The organism is Amycolatopsis sulphurea (genome assembly GCF_002564045.1).
In the GTDB taxonomy this organism is placed as follows: Bacteria; Actinomycetota; Actinomycetes; order Mycobacteriales; family Pseudonocardiaceae; genus Amycolatopsis; species Amycolatopsis sulphurea.
This window is the reverse complement of record NZ_PDJK01000002.1, coordinates 3,489,103-3,507,492: the sequence shown is the minus strand read 5'-3', so window position 1 is coordinate 3,507,492 and position 18,390 is coordinate 3,489,103. Positions and strand designations below refer to the sequence as shown.

24 protein-coding genes are annotated in these 18,390 nt (G+C 69.4%); 14 read left to right on the top strand and 10 right to left on the bottom strand.

The window, feature by feature from the left end; genetic code table 11:
* Position 1: 1 nt before the first annotated feature.
* The 3 genes from ATK36_RS22220 to ATK36_RS22215 are packed head-to-tail and all read right to left on the bottom strand — an operon-like array spanning position 2 to position 1,592.
* The gene (locus tag ATK36_RS22220; RefSeq protein ID WP_098513272.1) at positions 2–895 is read right to left on the bottom strand and encodes a 2-hydroxyacid dehydrogenase; all 894 of its coding nucleotides are present in this window, start codon (positions 893–895) and stop codon (positions 2–4) included.
* 57 nt (positions 896–952) lie between these two features.
* Positions 953–1,075, bottom strand: a complete 123-nt coding sequence (locus ATK36_RS34255; RefSeq protein ID WP_281259079.1) for a hypothetical protein — start codon at positions 1,073–1,075, stop codon at positions 953–955.
* A 31-nt stretch (positions 1,076–1,106) separates the two neighbouring features.
* Entirely contained in the window at positions 1,107–1,592 is a 486-nt protein-coding gene (locus tag ATK36_RS22215; protein WP_098515091.1) for a carboxymuconolactone decarboxylase family protein, read from the bottom strand.
* 156 nt (positions 1,593–1,748) lie between these two features.
* On the opposite strand from ATK36_RS22215, the gene ATK36_RS22210 reads away from it, so the two are divergent.
* From ATK36_RS22210 to ATK36_RS22195, 4 genes are all read left to right on the top strand, one after another.
* The gene (locus ATK36_RS22210; RefSeq protein ID WP_098513271.1) at positions 1,749–2,648 is read left to right on the top strand and encodes an RNA polymerase sigma-70 factor; all 900 of its coding nucleotides are present in this window, start codon (positions 1,749–1,751) and stop codon (positions 2,646–2,648) included.
* Between the two features lie 79 nt (positions 2,649–2,727).
* On the top strand, positions 2,728–3,549 hold the full coding sequence (locus ATK36_RS22205) for a helix-turn-helix transcriptional regulator (RefSeq protein WP_098513270.1): 822 nt from the start codon (positions 2,728–2,730) through the stop codon (positions 3,547–3,549).
* Between the two features lie 124 nt (positions 3,550–3,673).
* Positions 3,674–4,789 (top strand): WD40/YVTN/BNR-like repeat-containing protein, encoded by a 1,116-nt coding sequence (locus ATK36_RS22200; RefSeq protein ID WP_098513269.1) that lies wholly within the window; start codon positions 3,674–3,676, stop codon positions 4,787–4,789.
* Complete coding sequence (locus tag ATK36_RS22195) at positions 4,786–5,088, top strand: MoaD/ThiS family protein (protein ID WP_098513268.1); 303 nt, start codon at positions 4,786–4,788, stop codon at positions 5,086–5,088. The genes ATK36_RS22200 and ATK36_RS22195 overlap by 4 nt, the downstream gene beginning before the upstream one ends.
* 1 nt (position 5,089) lies before the next feature.
* Here ATK36_RS22195 and ATK36_RS22190 read toward each other — a convergent pair whose 3' ends face one another.
* Positions 5,090–5,698, bottom strand: coding sequence for a hypothetical protein (locus tag ATK36_RS22190; protein WP_098513267.1), 609 nt, complete (start codon positions 5,696–5,698; stop codon positions 5,090–5,092).
* Entirely contained in the window at positions 5,689–7,143 is a 1,455-nt protein-coding gene (eccCb, locus tag ATK36_RS22185) for a type VII secretion protein EccCb (protein ID WP_245914987.1), read from the bottom strand. Before eccCb ends, ATK36_RS22190 begins: the two co-directional genes overlap by 10 nt.
* Before the next feature lie 302 nt (positions 7,144–7,445).
* On the opposite strand from eccCb, the gene ATK36_RS22180 reads away from it, so the two are divergent.
* From ATK36_RS22180 to ATK36_RS22165, 4 genes are all read left to right on the top strand, one after another.
* On the top strand, positions 7,446–7,658 hold the full coding sequence (locus tag ATK36_RS22180; RefSeq protein WP_098513265.1) for a hypothetical protein: 213 nt from the start codon (positions 7,446–7,448) through the stop codon (positions 7,656–7,658).
* A 1-nt stretch (position 7,659) separates the two neighbouring features.
* The gene (locus ATK36_RS22175; RefSeq protein WP_098513264.1) at positions 7,660–7,956 is read left to right on the top strand and encodes a WXG100 family type VII secretion target; all 297 of its coding nucleotides are present in this window, start codon (positions 7,660–7,662) and stop codon (positions 7,954–7,956) included.
* Between the two features lie 83 nt (positions 7,957–8,039).
* On the top strand, positions 8,040–8,231 hold the full coding sequence (locus ATK36_RS22170; RefSeq protein ID WP_098513263.1) for a hypothetical protein: 192 nt from the start codon (positions 8,040–8,042) through the stop codon (positions 8,229–8,231).
* A 157-nt stretch (positions 8,232–8,388) separates the two neighbouring features.
* Positions 8,389–9,576 carry an IS701 family transposase gene (locus ATK36_RS22165; protein WP_211291895.1) on the top strand — a complete coding sequence of 396 codons (1,188 nt, stop codon included), beginning with the start codon at positions 8,389–8,391 and terminating at the stop codon, positions 9,574–9,576.
* A gap of 296 nt (positions 9,577–9,872) precedes the next feature.
* Here ATK36_RS22165 and ATK36_RS22160 read toward each other — a convergent pair whose 3' ends face one another.
* Entirely contained in the window at positions 9,873–10,217 is a 345-nt protein-coding gene (locus ATK36_RS22160; protein WP_245914985.1) for a hypothetical protein, read from the bottom strand.
* Positions 10,218–10,443: 226 nt separating this feature from the next.
* Between ATK36_RS22160 and ATK36_RS31605 the strand changes: the two genes are divergently transcribed.
* Positions 10,444–10,803 (top strand): hypothetical protein, encoded by a 360-nt coding sequence (locus tag ATK36_RS31605; RefSeq protein ID WP_141544502.1) that lies wholly within the window; start codon positions 10,444–10,446, stop codon positions 10,801–10,803.
* Here ATK36_RS31605 and mycP read toward each other — a convergent pair.
* Positions 10,733–11,863, bottom strand: coding sequence for a type VII secretion-associated serine protease mycosin (mycP, locus tag ATK36_RS22155; RefSeq protein WP_342752049.1), 1,131 nt, complete (start codon positions 11,861–11,863; stop codon positions 10,733–10,735). The genes ATK36_RS31605 and mycP overlap by 71 nt on opposite strands.
* Before the next feature lie 21 nt (positions 11,864–11,884).
* Complete coding sequence (locus ATK36_RS34460) at positions 11,885–12,109, bottom strand: hypothetical protein (RefSeq protein ID WP_342752048.1); 225 nt, start codon at positions 12,107–12,109, stop codon at positions 11,885–11,887.
* A gap of 39 nt (positions 12,110–12,148) precedes the next feature.
* Between ATK36_RS34460 and ATK36_RS22150 the strand changes: the two genes are divergently transcribed.
* The 4 genes from ATK36_RS22150 to ATK36_RS22140 all read left to right on the top strand — a co-directional run bounded on the left by ATK36_RS22150 (position 12,149) and on the right by ATK36_RS22140 (position 14,613).
* Positions 12,149–12,427 (top strand): YbaB/EbfC family nucleoid-associated protein, encoded by a 279-nt coding sequence (locus ATK36_RS22150; RefSeq protein WP_245914983.1) that lies wholly within the window; start codon positions 12,149–12,151, stop codon positions 12,425–12,427.
* Between the two features lie 139 nt (positions 12,428–12,566).
* The gene (locus tag ATK36_RS32410; protein ID WP_170069849.1) at positions 12,567–12,725 is read left to right on the top strand and encodes a hypothetical protein; all 159 of its coding nucleotides are present in this window, start codon (positions 12,567–12,569) and stop codon (positions 12,723–12,725) included.
* 144 nt (positions 12,726–12,869) lie between these two features.
* Positions 12,870–13,370 (top strand): helix-turn-helix transcriptional regulator, encoded by a 501-nt coding sequence (locus ATK36_RS22145; protein ID WP_245914981.1) that lies wholly within the window; start codon positions 12,870–12,872, stop codon positions 13,368–13,370.
* Between the two features lie 106 nt (positions 13,371–13,476).
* Positions 13,477–14,613: a right-handed parallel beta-helix repeat-containing protein gene (locus ATK36_RS22140; RefSeq protein WP_098513262.1), complete on the top strand. Its 1,137-nt coding sequence runs from the start codon at positions 13,477–13,479 to the stop codon at positions 14,611–14,613.
* Between the two features lie 84 nt (positions 14,614–14,697).
* Here the strand turns inward: ATK36_RS22140 and katG are convergent, their stop codons facing one another.
* Positions 14,698–16,929 (bottom strand): catalase/peroxidase HPI, encoded by a 2,232-nt coding sequence (gene katG / locus ATK36_RS22135; RefSeq protein WP_098513261.1) that lies wholly within the window; start codon positions 16,927–16,929, stop codon positions 14,698–14,700.
* A 27-nt stretch (positions 16,930–16,956) separates the two neighbouring features.
* Complete coding sequence (locus tag ATK36_RS22130; RefSeq protein ID WP_098515088.1) at positions 16,957–17,388, bottom strand: Fur family transcriptional regulator; 432 nt, start codon at positions 17,386–17,388, stop codon at positions 16,957–16,959.
* 140 nt (positions 17,389–17,528) lie between these two features.
* On the opposite strand from ATK36_RS22130, the gene ATK36_RS22125 reads away from it, so the two are divergent.
* Positions 17,529–18,359: an SAM-dependent methyltransferase gene (locus tag ATK36_RS22125; RefSeq protein ID WP_098513260.1), complete on the top strand. Its 831-nt coding sequence runs from the start codon at positions 17,529–17,531 to the stop codon at positions 18,357–18,359.
* Positions 18,360–18,390 lie beyond the last annotated feature (31 nt).

The window sequence follows — 18,390 nt, the reverse complement described above, 5'->3', positions numbered from 1 at the left end:
GTCAGCGGACCAGGTTCTCCAGTTCCTCGCCCGCGGCGAACCGGCGGAGCTGCCGTTCGGTAAGCCGTTTCGCCCGTGGATAGAAGGAATCCGAGCCTCCGGCGATGTGCGGGGTGATGATCGCCCCGTCCAGAGTCCACAGTGGATGATCGGCGGGCAGCGGCTCCGGGTCGGTCACGTCGAGCGCGGCACGCAACCGGCCGGCGGCCACTTCGGCGGTCAGCGCCGCGGTGTCCACCGCCGTGCCCCGGCCCACGTTCACCACCAGCGCCCCGTCCGGCAACGCGGCCAGCTCGGCGGCGCCGATCAGCCCGATCGTCTGCGGAGTGTCCGGCAGGACCAGCAGCACGATGTCCACAGTGGGCAGCAGCTCGGGCAGCTCCGCGACGCCGTGCACGCCGGGGCGCGCGGTGCTGGCGACCGGCACCACCTCGGCCTCTCCGGCGAGCAGGTAGCGCTCGATCGCGCGGCCGATCGAGCCGTAGCCGACAAGCAGCACCCTGGTGTCGGCCAGCGAACGCGTGTGCGCCCGGTCCCAGGTTCGCTTCTGCTGCTGGGCGAACCAGCGCGGGAAGAGCCGTTGCGCGGACAGTACGAGTGTGAGCGCGTGCTCGGCGACGCTGAGGTCGTGCAGGCCGCGGCCGTTGGCCAGCCGCACCCCGTCCGGCAGCAGTGGGAGCAGCTGGTCGTAGCCGGCGGACAGCGACTGCACCGCGCGCAGCGACGGCAGCTTTCCGAACAGGTCGAACGGCCGGGTCCCCGAATCGTAGGGGAGCACGTAGAACTCGACCTGCTCCAGTGCGTCCGGCGGGGTTCCGCGGCCGTCCCAGACCGCGGTGGTCAGCTCGGGCGGTACGGCCAGGTCCGGCCAGGGCAGCAGCACTCGGGCAGTCATCCACGCCTCCGCATCGGTCGGTGACCGCGGGCGCGGCCACCGACATTGTGCGACGCGTCAGGAATCGAGCTGCCGCTGGATCCAAGACCGGATCGAATCCACCCGCGCGGCGGTCTCCAGTCCCGGGTTCGGGCAGTCCGGACCACGATCTTCGATCGCGATCAGCACCTTGCCCGACATGCTTCTCACCCGACGGTGCAGGACAGCGTGGCTAGTGGGTGAGTTCGGCGAGCTGGCCCGGTTGGCAGGAACCGGCCGGGGTCCGCGCGATCACGTTCATCCGGTTGGCCGCGTTGGTCATCGCGACCGAGCAGATCAGCACGGCCAGCTCGTCGTCGGTGTAGTGCTCGCGCATCCGTGCCCAAGTTTCGTCGGAGACACCGTGGTGGGCGTCGGCGAGCCGGGCGGCCTCCTCAGCGAACGCGAGCGCGGCGCGTTCGGCTTCGGTGAACACATTCGCTTCGCGCCACGCCGCGACCATGTTCAGCCGAAGCTGGCTCTCGCCGGCCGCAGCGGCGTCCTTGGTGTGCATGTCGACGCAGAACCCGCAGCCGTTGATCTGGCTGGTGCGCAACGCGACCAGTTCCTGCGTGGACAGCGGAAGCGAGGACTCCTTGAGCGCGAACGCGGCGTTGGCGAAGCGTTTCCCGAACTTCAAGGCCAGCTCGTTGCCCATCAGGTTGAACCGAACGTCCATGATGTCGCCCTCATCTCTCGTGTGCGGCTGGATGCCCATGAGATGCCGGTCGGCCGGACCGTGTGACAGTGTCGGAGTGTGACCCACACCGCTGTCACAAATTCACGGGTAGCGGCATCTAGGAGACGACAGTGCCAATAGGGACAGGAGTCGCGTATGGTCACGCCGCCCGAAGACCACCCCGCCACCGAAGCTTTCCTGGCGCACCGCAATCTGCTCTTCACCGTCGCGTACGAGATGCTCGGGTCCGCGGTGGACGCCGAGGACGTACTGCAGGAGACGTGGCTGCGCTGGGTCGGCGTCGACCTCGCCGCGGTACGGGACCAGCGCGCGTACCTCGTGCAGATCACCACCCGGCAGGCTCTCGGCCGGTTACGCACGCTGGGGCGGCGAAAGGAGTCGTACGTCGGCACATGGCTGCCCGAGCCACTACTGACAACGCCTGATGTCGCCGACGACGTCGAGTTGGCCGACAGCGTGTCGATGGCGATGCTGCTCGTGCTGGAAACACTCGCGCCGACCGAGCGGGCAGTGTTCGTGCTGCGCGAGGTTTTCGACCTCGGCTACGACGAGATCGCCGAAGCCGTCGGCAAAACCCCGGCCGCGGTACGGCAAATCGCGCACCGCGCGCGAGTACACGTCTCCGAGCGCCGTCCGCGAGGCGCGGTCTCCGCCACCGAGACTCGCGACGCACTCGCCGCGTTCCAGCGAGCCACCGAAACCGGCGATCTGCAAGGCCTGTTCGATCTGCTGGCACCGGACGTCGTCTTCCTCGGCGACGGTGGCGGAGTCAAACAGGCTGTGCTCCACCCGATCGTGGGCGCTGAGCGCGTTTCCCGCGTGCTGTCCGCAGGTCTCCGACGGCTCACCGCGGCCACACTGCAGCCGGCGGAAGTCAACGGCCACCCTGCTTTGGTGCTCAGCTTCGACGGCGAGATCGACACGGTACTCGCGCTGCGTATCGACGACGGTCTCATCTCCGGTCTGTACGCCGTGCGCAACCCGGAGAAACTGTCGCACCTGACTCGGGAAACTCCCTTGCAGCGCACCACTTAACCCCAGGTCAGCGCCGCATTTTCGGAAATTGTCGGGGTGCCCGCCTACGCTGGACGGACGTCCGGCGAGGAGGTGTGCGATGCGGGAAGCGGTACTCGAGGCGGCGAGGTTCCTCGCTGCGGACCCCGCCGCGCCGGTACGGCTCGGTGACGTGGCCGATCACGTGGGCTACAGCCCGTTCCACCTGGCCCGCGCGTTCACCCGGCAGGTGGGCCTGCCACCCGGTGAATTCCTTGCCGCGCAACGGTTCCAGCTGGCCAAGCAGCTCCTGCTGGACACCGGGGAGAAGGTCGTGGACGTGTGCAACGCGGTCGGGTTCAGCGCCCCGGGCACCTTCACCACCCGGTTCACCGCGGCCGTCGGCGTTTGCCCGCAGCAGTTCCGGCTGCTGCCCGAGCTGCTCGACGACCACCCGCCGCGGCCGGTCGGGGTCCCGGGACCGGTTCCGGACGGTGGGATGGTCGCCGGGCGGGTCCGGCTGAGCCCGGCCGCGTCCGCCGTGCTCGACCGGGCACCGGCCGTCTACGTCGGACTGTTCCCACGGCATGCGGCGCGCGGCATCCCGGTGAGCGGCTCGCTGCTTGATGAACGGCTGGAATTCCTGCTCAGCGGAGTGCCACCGGGTGGCTACCGGCTGCTGGCCTGCGCGTTGCCCGCCAGAGGCGACCCGCGTGAGCAGCTGCTGCCTTCGGTGCCGGTCGTCGGCGCGTACGCGGCGCCGGTGCGGATCCGGCCAGGCCCTGCTTTGCCGCAGTGGCACGAAATCGCGCTGGACGTCGCACCGGCGTGGACCCCGCCGGTGCTGGTGGCGCTGCCACCGCTGGCCTCGGCGGGAGCGCAAGAACGGAGAAGCGCCCGGCGACCGGTGGCGTTAGGTTTCGGCGGCGTCGGGTTTCGGTGACGTCAGGCTCGGTGACGTTGCGTTTCGGTGACGCAGGTTTCTGTGACAGTGGGTTTTCGGTACCAGTGGCTTTTCGTCAGCAGTGGGTTTTCGGTAGCAGCGAGGTCGAAGGCAGGGAGTGGCGATGTCCGGAGTGCGGGTTCTGGTCGGCACGCGCAAGGGCGCGTTCATCCTCACCTCGGACGGCGAACGTGCCGAATGGCAGGTCGACGGCCCGCATTTCGGCGGGTGGGAGGTCTACCACGTGGCGGGCTCGCCGGCCGATCCCGACCGGCTGTACGCCTCGCAGTCCACCTCGTGGTTCGGGCAGCTCGTCCAGCGTTCCGACGACGGCGGCCGGACCTGGCACCAGGTCGACCACGATTTCGGTTACGAGGGCGGTGCCGGCGAGCACCTCTGGTATGACGGCACGCCCAAGCCGTGGGAGTTCACCCGGATCTGGCATCTGGAGCCCTCACCTTCGGACCCGGACACGGTGTACGCGGGTGCGCAAGACGCCGCGCTCTACCGCAGCACCGACGGGGGCGCCAGCTGGCAGGAGCTGACCGCGCTGCGCAAGCACACCTCCGGTCCCGGCTGGCAGCCCGGCGCGGGCGGGCTGTGCCTGCACACGATCATCCTCGACCCGCGCGATCCGGCGCGGATCTTCACCGCGATCTCCGCCGCCGGGGCGTTCCGCAGCGACGATCACGGGCAGTCGTGGCGGCCGATCAACCGCGGCCTGCGTTCCGCGGGCATCCCGGACCCGGAGGCGGAGGTCGGCCACTGCGTGCACCGGATCGCCCAGCATCCGGCCCGGCCGGAGGTGCTGTTCATGCAGAAGCACTGGGACGTGATGCGCTCGGACGACGCGGGTGATTCGTGGCGGGAGATCAGCGGCGACCTGCCGAGCGACTTCGGTTTCCCGATCGCGGTGCACCCGCACGAACCGGAAACGATCTACGTGGTGCCGATCCACAGCGATTCGGAGCACTACCCGCCGGAGGGGAAGCTGCGCGTGTACCGCAGCCGCTCCGGTGGTGACGAGTGGGAGGCGCTCACGGACGGCCTGCCGCAGCGCGACTGCTACGTGAACGTCCTGCGGGACGCGATGGCCGTCGATTCCCTCGACGACGCCGGAATCTACTTCGGCACCACCGGCGGCCAGGTGTACGCCTCAGCCGATTCCGGCGAGCACTGGGCGCCGATCGTGCGCGACCTGCCACCCGTGTACTCGGTCGAAGTACAGACGTTGCGATGACCACCGTCCGTGTCAAGCTGCCCACCCACCTGCGTCGCCTGGCGAAGGTGGACGGCGAGATCGAGCTGGCCGCCGGTGATCTGCCGACGCAACGCACCTTGATCGACGCACTCGAACAGCGCTACCCGATGCTGCGCGGCACCGTCCGCGACACCGCCACCGGCAAGCGGCGCGCGTACGTCCGCTTCTTCGCCTGCGAGACCGACCTGTCCCACGATTCCCCCGACGAGCCGCTCCCCGCCCCGGTGACCAGCGGCGCGGAACCGTTCCTGATCGTCGGCGCGATGGCGGGCGGCTAGCTCACCGATGACAAGCGGCCCCGCGAATGGGCTGCGGTTCACTGCGATAGACAGCCCGGCTGTCGGTCGCCTGCACCTCGAAGCAATAGCGCCGCAACGGGTCGACCGGAACCGTCAGGCTGTGCTGCCGCTGCGCGAGCACCGCCCGGTTCGGCTCCCCCTCCGGGGCGACGATGACCGCGTAGTCGACCGTGTCGGAATTGCTGGTCCAGCTGAGCGTGACTTGCGTTCCGTGATCCGCCGGCGGTTCGAGCCGCACGTCGACCGCCTGCGCCGCCGCCGAGGACGGGGCCGGGGGTGGCGGCGTCCGTTCGGTGGTGGCGAGATCGTCGGACTCGCCGCTGAGCGCCAGGACCAGCCCCACGCCGAGCACCACGAGCACGATCAGCCCGCCGGCCACGAGATCCAGCCGCACCCGCCGACCGCTCGGCGCCTCCTCGGCAGGTACCGCGGCGTCGTCCCAACCCCCCAGCTCCGGCTCGCGTCCGGGCGGAAGCTGCCCTTCGCCCGAAGGCAACTCGACCGGGTGCTGGGCGAAGTCGTCCCCACCTACGGACGCCCCTACTGCACCGAAGTCGTCGAATGCGCCCTCGCTGCCGTCTACCTCCATCGAGCCGGGCGGTGGGACCGGAACGGAACCAGCGCCGTCCGGCAGGTTTGGCGGAGCCACCACTGGACCTGACGAGCGTTGGCCGGCCACCGGATCCGGCGCGTCGCCTGGAGTTGCCGAAAACGGACCGACGGAACCGGATCCCGACGAAAGCGCTCCGAACCCGGCGTCGAGGCCGGGCCCTGCCACCAGTTGCGGGCACGCAGCTGTTCCGGGGTGACGTCCGGGCCGGGCAGCCGCTGCGCCATCGCGCCGGCCGCCTCGTTCATCAGCCGGGTGGTGGTGGCGAGGTCGGTACCGTAACCGAGCAGATGCTCCTGACCGACCTCGCCGAGCAGGCCGCGCCGGTGGTCCACCAGCAGGATCCGGGCCTGTTCCGGGGAATAGGATTCGGTGATCCGCTTGGCCAGCGAGCGCAGGAAAGCGGTCTTGCCGGAATCGGCGTCGCCGAGCAGCATAAGGTGCGCGTCCGCGGCGAAATCGAGCTGCACCGGAGCCAAGTCCTGCTCCGCGATCCCGATGGTGAGCCGGTGCCCGGCCGGATCGTCACGCGGCGGCAAGGCCGCGTAGGCCAGCTTCGGTGGCAGCAGACGGACGTTCGGCGCCGGTTCCCCCTGCCACGACTCGGCGACCTGTCCGACCAATGTGGACACACCGGCGGGCAGATCGTCCACAGTGTCCCGCCCGTCCACTCGGGGCAGGGCCATCAACAGCTGGTGTCCGGTACTGGCGATGCCGCGGCCTGGCGAGTTGTCCGGCACGTCGAGTGCGCTCATCCGGTCCACAGTGGTGTCGACCGGGTCACCGAGCCGAAGCTCGATCCGGCTGCCGAACAGGTCCCGCACATTGGGCCGCAGATCGAATGACCGCGAGCACGTCGCCACGATGTGCACGCCATAGGCCAGCCCGCGCGCCGCGATCGCACCGACCACGTCTTCGAGATCCTCGAAGTCCTTACGCAGTGTCAGCCATCCGTCCACGACAAGGAACACGTCGCCGTAGCGGTCGTCCTCGGGATGGTTCTCCCGGTACGCGGCCATTCCGTCCACTTCGTCCTCAGCGAACCGGCGTTCCCGTTCGGAGACCACAGTGGACACTTCGGCGATCGTGCGCCGGACCGCACCGACGTTCTGCCGTCCCGCGACGCCGCCGACGTGCGGCAGCCCGCGTAGTGAGGACAGCGAACCGCCACCGAAGTCCAAACAGTAGAACTGAACTTCGCGCGGAGTGTGCGTGAGTGCAAGCGACGTGATGATCGAACGCAACGCGGTGCCGTTTCCGCTGAACAACAACACCATCGCGGCCATCATGGCCACCATCGGCAGCACCATCAGCACCTGCGTCCACCCGCGGCCGGGTGCGGTGGGCAGCTCCGGCGGCGCGTCCAGCACGAGTTCGCCCGAGGGCATCTCCGGCGCCGGGCGGCGGATCGGCCTGCGCACCACGACTGCCTCCTCCAGATTCGCGTCCCGGCGATCATCACTCCCCGCGCGGGGCACTGGGCCGCAGCGGCAGGAACAGGCCTCAGGAACCCGCCACCTGCGGCGTCGGCGCCAGACCCCGGGTACGCGGGCCTGACGCGCCCGTCGACCGATCGGAAAGGAGCGAGCCCCATGCCGAATGGCGATCAGCTGCACGGCGTGACCGAGAGCCTGCAGCGCGGTGCGCAGATGGCAGGCAACGTGTCCACGAACATCCAGTCCCATCAGGCGGCGCTGCGGCCCACCGTGGAAGCGCTCAAGGGCCAGTGGGAAGGCACCGCGCGACCCGCGTTCGACGCGCGCATGCCAACTGGGAGCAGGGCCTCAACCGGCTCGTCGCGGCGCTCGACCACCTCGGCGAGAACACCAAGTACTCGTCGAACACCTACGACATGGCCGACCAGGCCAGCGCGTCCGGCCTGCACGCGGCCGGCGGGATGTCCCCGTTCGGTGGCGCGCTCAACCCGGCAGGAGGATGACATGCTGATCAAGGGCAACTTCGGTCAGCTGGACCAGCTTTCCGCGCAGATCATGGCGACGGTGGGCAAGGTGCAGCAGGAGATGGACACCTGGCGCACCGCCTCCGGGGCCACCGCCAACGACTGGCTCGACCAGGCCGGGGGCCAGTTCACCGAGGTGAACCAGGCCTGGCAGCAGGTCTCCACCGCGCAGCAGGACATGCTGCAGGCCCTGCGCGGCGGGGTGGTGAAGGCGAACGGCGAGCTGCAGCAGGCACTCGCCTCGGCCAAGGCCCGGGTCGGCAGCGTCACCATTTAGTCCATCGTGGACGGTCAGGTCCTTCGCCGCCGCGGCGGCGGAGGACCCGTTTCCACGGCGAAGAAGGAAGAGAGGGATCCCCGGTGAACCCGCTACTGCTCGACTGGCTGACCATTTTCCTGGCGCCCATCGCGCTTCTGCTGTTCCTGCCCGCCTCGATCAAGACCGGCGCGGCCCGGAAGGCCGGCGACGAGCCCTCGGCGTGGACGGCGGGCGCGCAGGCGGTCGGGATCGTGTTCGTGCTGATCGTGGCGCTGACTCAGCTGCTGAAGTGAGCGACGCGCTCGCGTCACCCCAGGGTGTCGGCAAAGTCGGTGTGAGGGGCCCTGCGCCGACCGTGGAGGTCTGTGAAGGGGCCCTTCACAGACTCTGATAGGGCTTTGTCAGGAGTTGTTGATCTTGTGGTGTGATTCTGGTGTGGATCTTGCTGTGGTGGGGGCGTTGAATGGTGAGCTGGAGCGGTTCGTGGGGGAGGTGTTCGTGCCGGGGCAGCCGGTTGCGGGTGCCGAGCGGCGGGCGGATATGTGCGTGCATCATCTGCGGGGTTCGTTGCTGACCGACGTGAAGCGCAAGACCGCGACCGGGATGGGGCGGGTGCTGGGGGTGTCTGCGCAGAGTTTGAATCATCTGGTCACGGACTCGCCGTGGCGGTGGGAGCCGGTGCAGAACCGGATCGCGGCGCGGGCGCAGCGGTTGCTGCGCCCGGCGGTGTGGGCGATCGATGACACGACGTTCCTCAAAGACGGTCACGACAGTGTCGGGGTGGCTCGTCAGCATTCCGGGCGGGTCGGTGGGCAGGCCAACTGTCAGGCCGCGGTGTCGGTGACCGCGTGCGGCAGGACCGGTGTGGTGCCGCTGGCGTGGCGGTTGTTCATGCCCGAGTCGTGGAACCCGGAACTCTCGGGCGAACGTCGGGGACCCGCCCGGGTCCCCGACGACGTCCGCCATCGCCCCAAGTGGCAACTGGCGCTGGACGCTCTCGACGAGCTGGCCGAGCAGAAACTCACACCACCTCCGGTGGTGGCTGATGAAGACTACGGCCGGGCCGGTGAGTTCCGGGACGGTCTCGCCGGTCGTGGTCTGGGGTTCGTGGTGCAGGTCAACCACGACATCAGCCTGCTGCCCTGGCGTCGGGAACCCGACACCGCGTGGGCACGCGAAGGCAAACACCTGCCGGCTACCGGCATCGCCGCCGGTGCCACCAAGACCCCGGTGTCCTGGCACACCGACGACGGTGAACGGGTGGCCCATTTCAGCCTGCTACGGGTACGTGAGGCCGGAAGGCCGGTACGGCAACGAGCGTCCGCGGCGAAAACCTGCCTGCCCGACCGGTGGCTGCTGATCCAATGGGACACCAAGAAACCAGACGAGCCTGCCCACGTATGGCTGGCTCACCTTCCCGGCGTTGCCCGCCCCACCATCACGCGCCTGGTCCGGCTCGCCAAAGCCCGGTGGGCCATCGAGACCAGCTACCGCGAACTCAAAAACACCCTCGGTATCGACCACTTCGAAGGCCGCACCTGGCCAGGCTGGCACCGCCACGTCACGCTCGTCACCGCGGCCTTGCTGTTCCTCACCGAATACCGCGCCCGCACACTAAAAAACGCGGCCCCGGCCTGACACTCGGACAGGTCGCCCTGCTCCTGCAGAACCTGCTCACGTGCTGGACCGGGGCCTGCGCCCTCTGCCAACGAGAACTACCCCCATAACAAAGCCCTATCTAAGGCCGTGAAGGGCCCCTTCACGGACCCGGGGCAGGTCCGGCGCACAGCGCGAGGTGGTCGCGTATCTCGAATACCTCCGCTTCGCCTGCTGCCGGGCGTAATCGATCGAGATGGCAGGTGTCGTCGATGATGACGCGGCAGCCACGGCTCTCTGCTGGTCGCGGGTCCTCGACCGACTTTGCCGGGACCCTGTCACCCCAAGGTGTCTCTGGGGAGTAGTTCCTGGTGGCGGCGGGTCATGGCCTCGTACTCGACATAGGCACGGGAATTCTCCGGGCCGCCCGCAGCCATCATCTCGTCGTGCGCGATGCTCTGCGCCGCGTTCACGTCGGCCACCTGCTCCATGTGCGCGATCGCGCGAAGGGTCTCGTCCCGCTGGTCGGCCAGGCCGGGCATACCGCGCTCGGCCAGCTGGTGATACAGATCGGCTGCCTCGGCCTGGACCTCGGCGGCCCGCCGCGCCCACGCCACGTGCAGCCGAAGGTAGTCACCGAACGTCATCGGGCTGCCGTCGTCACCCTGCGCCAACTCATCCACCCCATCATCGTGCCATGAAGAAGACAGCCGCGGGTGGAAAACCCGGAACTCGCCTTGACAGTGTCCTATGTAGACATCTAGCCCCGGGTCAGCCGGAGTACCCCGCGGCCTTCGTGGTCCGAGGTGATGGCGAACCGCACGTCGTCGAGTTGTCCCGCAGTAGGTTCGATAGTGCCTTCGAAACCGCCGAGCAGTGATAAGGCCGCGCCGTCCGGGGGCGATCCGCGTGACCACCAGGGTGGCGGGGCCGTTCGAGGCGGTGAAGGCCACCCGGGTGCCGGTGCTGACGAGTATTTCGCACGAACCGTCGCTGCAGGCGGCGACGTTCCGGCCGTCCGCGACGGTGGTCGACGGCGCCGGGCTGCTGGAGAACATCGAGTGGAACGACGACGATTCGGGCAGCGTGACCGGCGGCGAGCCGGGCGGTTCCGCCGGACACCCGGCCACGGCCGGCAACAGCAGCACTCCGGCGAGCCGGTGTCTCATGGTTCCTCCAACTGATCACAACGAGCCGGTCAAGGCCGCGGGCGCTCGATTGCGGGCGGCGGGAACAGGAACATCTCCTCGGGCGGTTCCTCGCGGGTGACGACCCTGGGCTTGGCGGCAGACCGTCCGGCCCGCCAGCCGCGCCGCCGGCCACGTGTGGTGACCGCAGCAGCGAGCCCAGCGAGCCCAGCGAGCAGGATCGCCAGAACCAACGCAGCGGCAACGTGTTTCGCCGAAGCACCAGTGCGTTCCCACCAGGTGTGCGCACGTTCCGCAGCGAGATCCACGGCTTGCGGAGGCACCGCAGGGAGTACCGCGGGCGCACCGGAGAGCCCTTCGGTCACCGCGCGGTACGGGTCGACTACACCCGCGCCGTAGGCGGGGCTGCCCGCGCCGCCCCGGGTCATGCCGGCGGTGGCGATCAGCCGTTGCGCGACCTGTTCCGCGTTCAACGACGGCCAAGCGGCCCGGACGAGTGCGGCCGTGCCCGCGACGAACGGGGTCGCGAAGCTGGTGCCCTCCCAGTAGTCGTGCCCACCGGCCCGGGTCGCGCCGACCACGCTCTTGCCTGGTGCCATCAGATCGACATAGTCACCGATCTGCGAACTGTCGTCGCGCACGCCGGAGATGTCGAGCGAACCGACGCCGAGCACCCCGGGATACCCAGCCGGGAACGAAGCCGTACCGGCTGCGTTCTGCCGCCGATTCCCGACTGCGGCGACGATCAGCGCGTCCCTGGCCTGCGCGTACGCGACGGCGTCCCGGATCGCGGGCAGGTCCCGGTATCCCGACAGCGACAGGTTGATCACCTTCGCGCCCTCGTCCGCGGCGTAACGGATACCGCGACGAACCGCCTCGGGATCGATCGGCTGTGGCCGGCCACCGTCGTTGAGCGAACGGTCGGTGACCCGCACCGGCAGAATCCGCGCGCCCGGCGCGATTCCGGCGAACCCGGCTCCGGAAACCGGATCGGCCGCGATGATGGAGGCGACCGCCGTTCCGTGCGACACGCAGTCGTAATCGCCGGGCAGGTCGCCGGCGTAGAAGAAGTCACGGCCCGGCAGCACTTTGCCCGGCGCGCTCAGCTGCGAATGATCCGAGTCGACGCCGGAATCCACCACCGCGACCAGCACACCGGCGCCAGCGCTGTGCGGCCACACCCGCTTCGGATCGAGCAGCTGCTATGCCCACGGTTCCTGGACGATCGTCGAGTGCGCCGGCTCTGCGCTGGTGCACGCACCCGCGGGCGGCGCACCTTCAGCGAGCGGCGGCACCACAACCAGCAACGCCAGGACGAGCGCGAGCAGGGCGGCGAATCGTTTCATGGTGTGGCCATGCTCCCTGTCTTCCAGCCACTTCGGCGGCAGCTGACCGGAAGCGGTCACCGTGTCCCGGATCCGTTCCACAGTGGAGAAAATTGGCGATACCGAATCGAGGAGACCACTGTGGACGGACAGATTCAGTACCGCGAATTCGCTTCCGCACTGCGCGGCTTTCGCAAAACCCTCACCGGCATCGAAGCCACCGCGGATTCCCCGGGCGGCCTCGTCCGCGCCACCACCGACGCACACGGCCGTCTGCTCGAACTCGAACTCGACCGGCGGATCTACCGCGCCACCGACTCCCGCGCACTCGCCGCGACCATCGCCATGACCGTGCACGCCGCCGCCGAAGCCGCACGGGCCGAGATCGAACGCATCGCAGGCGAGCTGTTTTCTCGCTGATCAGAGACTCGCCCACACCGTACTCACAACTGCCTCGAAATCCCGCTCCAGCAAAGGGAAGCGAACCTCCGCCGCGGTCAGCGTCAACCTTTCCGGCACTGCCCGGCCCAGCACTGCCCTGTCCGGCAACCGGTCCGGCGTGCTCCGGCTCGCCGCCACCACCGTGGCGGCGGTCGACGCGACCGCCGCCCGGCTCGGCCGCTCCCTCGTCCCCGCCGGAGTCCGGCTGTCCCGTCTCGACGGCGACCACTTCCCCGCAGTGGCCACGTCGCTCCCGATCGGAGGTTTTCCGCGATGACCCTCGCATTCGACCAGCCCCGCCCGCTTTCCGGCACGCCCGCGAACGCCGTGGCCGAACTGCTCTCCCACGCCTCGTTCGAGGTCCTCGTGATGAGCACGCAGTCCGCGCTCGTCCCGGACCCGATCGGGCTGGTCCGGCCTGGTGATCAGGACAATCTGCGCCGCGGCGTGCGCTACCGCGTGCTCGCGCCGGACGCCGCGCGGACCGCGCCGGCTGTCCACGCGGCTCGCCGAGCTGAGCCTGGCCGGCGCCTCCACCCGCACGATCCCGCGGGTGCCGCTGGACGCACTCGTCATCGACGGCACCGCGGTCGTCTTGCCCGCAGGGGTTTCCGGCATGGCGGCGTTCCACCTGCCCGGCGTCGTGACGTCCGTGGTGGAGCTGTTCGAACGGGTGTGGCCCACCGCCGTGCCCCTGCAATCGGCCGCCGAAGACGCCGAGAGCGACCAGCGGGAACGGGAACTGCTCAAACTGCTGTCCGCGGGCTGCACCGACGCGGCCGCCGCGGTGAAGCTGGGCATTTCGGTACGGACCGTGCGGCGAACAGTCGCCGACGTGATGAACAGGCTGGGCGCGCGCAGCCGGTTCCAGGCCGGCGCCAAGGCCGCCGACCGCGGCTGGCTGAACGAGCGGGCGGGCTGATGACCACCGCGGGTTCCCGGACTCTGCTGGTAGCGCCCGGACAGCAGGGCGCGTACCCGACGATCGGCGACGCAGTGCGGAAGCTCCGGACGGAGCCACGATCTCCGTGACGGACGGTCGTTATGAGGAGACGTTCGACCTCGTCGGGCGCAGCCTGACGCTGCGTGCCGCACCCGGCGCGACCGTGCGGCTGGACTGTACCGGCGCGGCGTGGACCGCACTCCACGTCCGCGCGGGTTCCCTTGCCCCGCAAGGAATCGAGGTGGACGCCGCCGGTACCGCAGTGCACGCCAAGGACGCCGAACTGACCTTGGAACGCTGCACGCTGACCGCGGGCGGCGGCCCGCGGTCAGCGTGCGGGGCTGCCACCGCTTCACCCTCAGCCGCTGCACGATCAGCGGTGCCGAACCGGGCGTGGTGGTGGAAAGCTCTTCCGGCCGGGTGGAAAACTGCGAAATCCGTGACATCACCGGGGGACGGGCTGGTGATCGGCCTCGGCGCCGATCCGGCGGTGGCCGGTTGCACCATCGCCGGTTGCGGATACCGGGGGATCTACATCTACCACTACGCGCGCCCGGTGATCGAAGGCTGCGACGTGTCCCGCACCAACGGGCCGGGGATCGCGGTCGCGCACCGCAGCGTGCCGACGATCCGGCGGACCGCCGTGCACGACGTGACCGGCGCCGGGATCTCCTTCGGCGGCGACTGCACCGGACTGGTCGAGGCGTGCCGGCTGGAGAACACCGAGGAGCCGTCGATCGAACTCGCCGAAGGCGCGGCTCCGTCCGTCATCGAATCCGCGTCCGGCATTGCGGCCAAGGGCTTGGACGGACTGCTCACCCAGCTGGACGGAATGGTCGGCCTGCGCGGGGTCAAGGCCGAAGTACGCGCCGTCGTGGACGAAATCCAGGTGGACGAATGGCGGCGCAACGCCGGGCTCGCCGTCGGCGCGGTCAGCCACCACCTGATCTTCACCGGTGCCCCCGGTACCGGGAAGACGACCGTGGCCCGGACTTACGGCAGTTTGCTGGCCGAACTCGGGGTGCTCACCGGCGGGCAATTCCGCGAGGTCTCCCGCCGAGATCTCGTCGGGCAGTACATCGGGCACATCGCGGAGAAGACGTCCGTGGTGTTCGAGGAATGCCTCGGCGGGGTGCTGTTCATCGACGAGGGTACGGGTACCGGATCGCCCCCGGCTGAACCGGACACCCGCTCCGCCGCGACACGCCCAACAACGCTGTGAAGGGGCCCTTCACGGACTCAGAGTCCGTGAAGGGCCCCTTTACGACCTTCACCAATCCGGCCGGGGCCGTCCTCAGTGGACGAATCAGACCAGGTCGAACCGGTCCGCGTTCATCACCTTGTGCCAGGCGGACACGAAGTCCCGCACGAACTTCTCCTTGGCGTCGTCGCTCGCGTAGACCTCGGCGACGGCGCGCAGCTCGGAGTTCGACCCGAAGATCAGGTCGACCCGGGTGCCGGTCCACTTGACCTCACCGGTGGCCCGGTCGCGGCCCTCGAAGGTCTCGCCGTCCCCGGCCGCCGGCTGCCACTGCGTGCCCTGGTCGAGCAGGTTCGCGAAGAAGTCGTTGGTCAGCCGGCCCGGGTTCTCGGTGAACACGCCGTGCGCACGCTGCTGGTAGTTCGCACCCAGCACACGCAGGCCGCCGACCAGCACGGTCAGCTCCGGCGCGGTCAGGTTCAGCAGGTTGGCCCGATCGACCAGCAGGAACTCCGCGGGCAGCTCGCCGCCCTTGCCGCGGTAGTTGCGGAACCCGTCGGCGACCGGCTCCAGCGGAGCGAACGAATCGATGTCGGTCTGCTCCTGCGAAGCGTCGGTGCGGCCCGCGGAGAACGGCACCTGCACCTCGACGCCGGCGTCCTTGGCGGCCTTCTCCACCGCGGCCACCCCGCCGAGCACGATCAGGTCGGCCAGCGAGACCTTCTTGCCACCGCTCTGCGCGCTGTTGAAGGATTCCTGGACGCCTTCGAGTGTGCGCAGCACCTGCGCCAGCTGGTCCGGCTCGTTGACCTCCCAGCCACGCTGCGGCTCAAGCCGGATGCGCGCACCGTTCGCGCCACCGCGCTTGTCACTGCCGCGGAAGCTCGACGCGGACGCCCAGGCCGTGGACACCAGCTGCGCCACGGTCAGGCCTGAGCCGAGAAGCTTCGCCTTGAGGTCGGCCACGTCCGCGTCGCCGACCAGCTCGTGGTCCACGGCGGGCACGCGGTCCTGCCAGATCAGCTCTTCCTGCGGCACCAGCGGGCCGAGGTAGCGCTGGATCGGGCCCATGTCGCGGTGGGTCAGCTTGAACCAGGCCCGCGCGAACGCGTCCGCGAACTGGTCCGGGTTCTCGTAGAACCGCCTCGAGATCTCCCCGTAGACCGGGTCGAAACGCAGCGCGAGGTCGGTGGTCAGCATGCCGGGAGTCCGGTTGAGCTTGCCGTCCTCCGGGTCCGGCACGGTGTTGCGCCCCTTGCCGTCCTTGGGCGTCCACTGATGCGCCCCCGCCGGGCTCTTGACCAGCTCCCACTCGTACTCGAACAGGTTGTGGAAGAACCAGTTGCTCCACTGCACCGGGGTCGGCGTCCAGGTGACCTCCAGGCCACTGCCGATGGTGTCCCGGCCCTTGCCGCTGCCGAAGCCGTTCTTCCAGCCGAGGCCCTGCTCCTCCAGCGGCGCGCCCTCCGGCTCCGGGCCGACGTCGGAATCCGGTGCGGCACCGTGGGTCTTGCCGAAGCTGTGCCCACCGGCGATGAGCGCGACGGTCTCCTCGTCGTTCATCGCCATCCGGCCGAAGGTCTCGCGGATGTCGCGCGCGGCGGCCAGCGGGTCCGGATTGCCGTTCGGGCCTTCCGGGTTCACGTAGATCAGGCCCATCTGGACCGCGGCCAGCGGCTTCTCCAGATCGCGGTCACCGGTGTAGCGCTCGTCGCCGAGCCAGGTGCGCTCCGGGCCCCAGTAGACGTCCTCGTCCGGCTCCCACACGTCCGCGCGGCCACCGGCGAAGCCGAAGGTGGTGAAGCCCATCGTCTCCAGCGCGCGGTTGCCGGCGAAGATCATCAGGTCGGCCCACGAGATCTTGCGGCCGTACTTCTTCTTGACCGGCCACAGCAACCGGCGCGCCTTGTCCAGGTTCACGTTGTCCGGCCAGCTGTTCAGCGGCGCGAACCGCTGCATGCCCGCGCCCGCCCCGCCGCGGCCGTCGTCGATCCGGTAGGTACCGGCGCTGTGCCAGGCCATCCGCACCATCAGGCCGCCGTAGTGCCCGAAGTCGGCGGGCCACCAGTCCTGCGAGGTGGTCAGCGCCGCGTCCACGTCGCCGGCCAGCTCGTCCAGGTCGAGGGACAGGAATTCCTTGGTGTAGTCGAAATCGCCGTCCATCGGGTCGGCGGCCGCGCCGTGCTTGCGCAGGATCTTCAGGTTCAGCTGCCGCGGCCACCATTCGCGGTTGCCGCCCCCCTCGGTCGGGTGGGCGAAGCGCCCCCCCGCGACCGGGCACCCGCCCGCGCTCTCCTCGTTGATGTCGCCGATAACGGCGTCAGGGGTCTCAGTCACTGCAATCCTTCCGGGAATCGATGGCACTCAAGAAGCAGGAACAGCCGCACAGGCCGGGCAAAGACCCCAGTAGACGACCTCGGCCTCGTCGATGACGAACCCGTTCGCGTCCGAGGGGGTCAGGCAGGGAGCCGGGCCGACGGCGCAGTCGACATCGGCGATGGCGCCGCACGAACGGCAGACGACGTGGTGGTGATTGTCCCCGACCCGTGCTTCGTACCGGGCGAGGGAACCGGGCGGCTGGATGCGCCGCAGCAGCCCCGCGCCGGTCAGCGCGCGCAGCACGTCGTAGACGGCTTGGTGCGAGACCTCACCGAGGTCCGCGCGCACGACACCGATGATGGACTCCGTGTCCGCATGCGAATGGGCGTGCACGGCGGAGAGCACGGCCACCCGGGGCCGGGTCACCCGCAACGCCGCCTCGCGCAGCATCCGCTCGAAGTCCGTAGTCGTCGGCACACCCGCAGTGTGCCGCATTTTCTGGAATCAATCAAGATTGGCCTTCGGCCGCGGCGCCCCGGCCTGGCGGCCTCAACCCGATGGGGTGACGGTACGGTGAGTGTCCGCACGAGACGCCCGACACATCGAGGTGACACCAGATGTCCGAGGCCACCCCCTCGCCCGGTTCCACACCCGTCGGAGTGGACATCACCCGGGCGAGCATCGCGCGCGTCTACGACGCGGCGCTGAACGGGACGAACAACTACGAGATCGACCGCCGGGTGCTGCAGCAGGTGGCCGAGGTCGCTCCCGAGGTGACCGACCTGGCCTGGGCGAACCGCAACTTCCTGATCCGGGCCTGCCGGTTCCTGGCCAGTCAGGGCCAGGTCACCCAGTACCTGGACTGCGGCCCCGGGCTGCCCACCGCAGAGAACACCCACCAGGTCGTGCAGCGGATCATCCCCGAGGCCCGGGTGCTCTATGTGGACAACGACCCGGTGGTGCTGGCGCACGGGCGCGCGCTGCTGGAGGAAAATCAGTACACCAAGTTCATCGAGGCCGACATCTTCACCCCCGCCGAGGTGCTCGGACACGAGGCCACGCGGGAATTCCTGGACTGGACCAAGCCGATCGCGCTGCTGCAGAACGGCACCCTGCACCACTACCTCGGCGACGACTACGCCGAGCTGATGCGGTCCTTTGTGGACGCACTGCCGTCCGGTTCGTTCGTGGTGGTCGCCCATTTCCTCGACCCGCAGACGCCCGGGCACAGCGAGCTCGCGCGGCGGATGGAGGAGAAGTTCACGCACAGCCCGATGGGCAGCGGGGTGTTTCGCACCTACGAGCAGATCGGCACCATGTTCGGCGGCACCGAACTGGTCGAGCCCGGTCTGTCGCTGTGCGACGACTGGTGGCCGGACGGCCCGCGCTACCAGGCGCTCAACCAGGTCCGGGAATGCATTGCCGGCGGGGTCGGGCGCAAGGCCTGAGCCGGTCCCTCCCCGCGTGGCCGCACCCGGG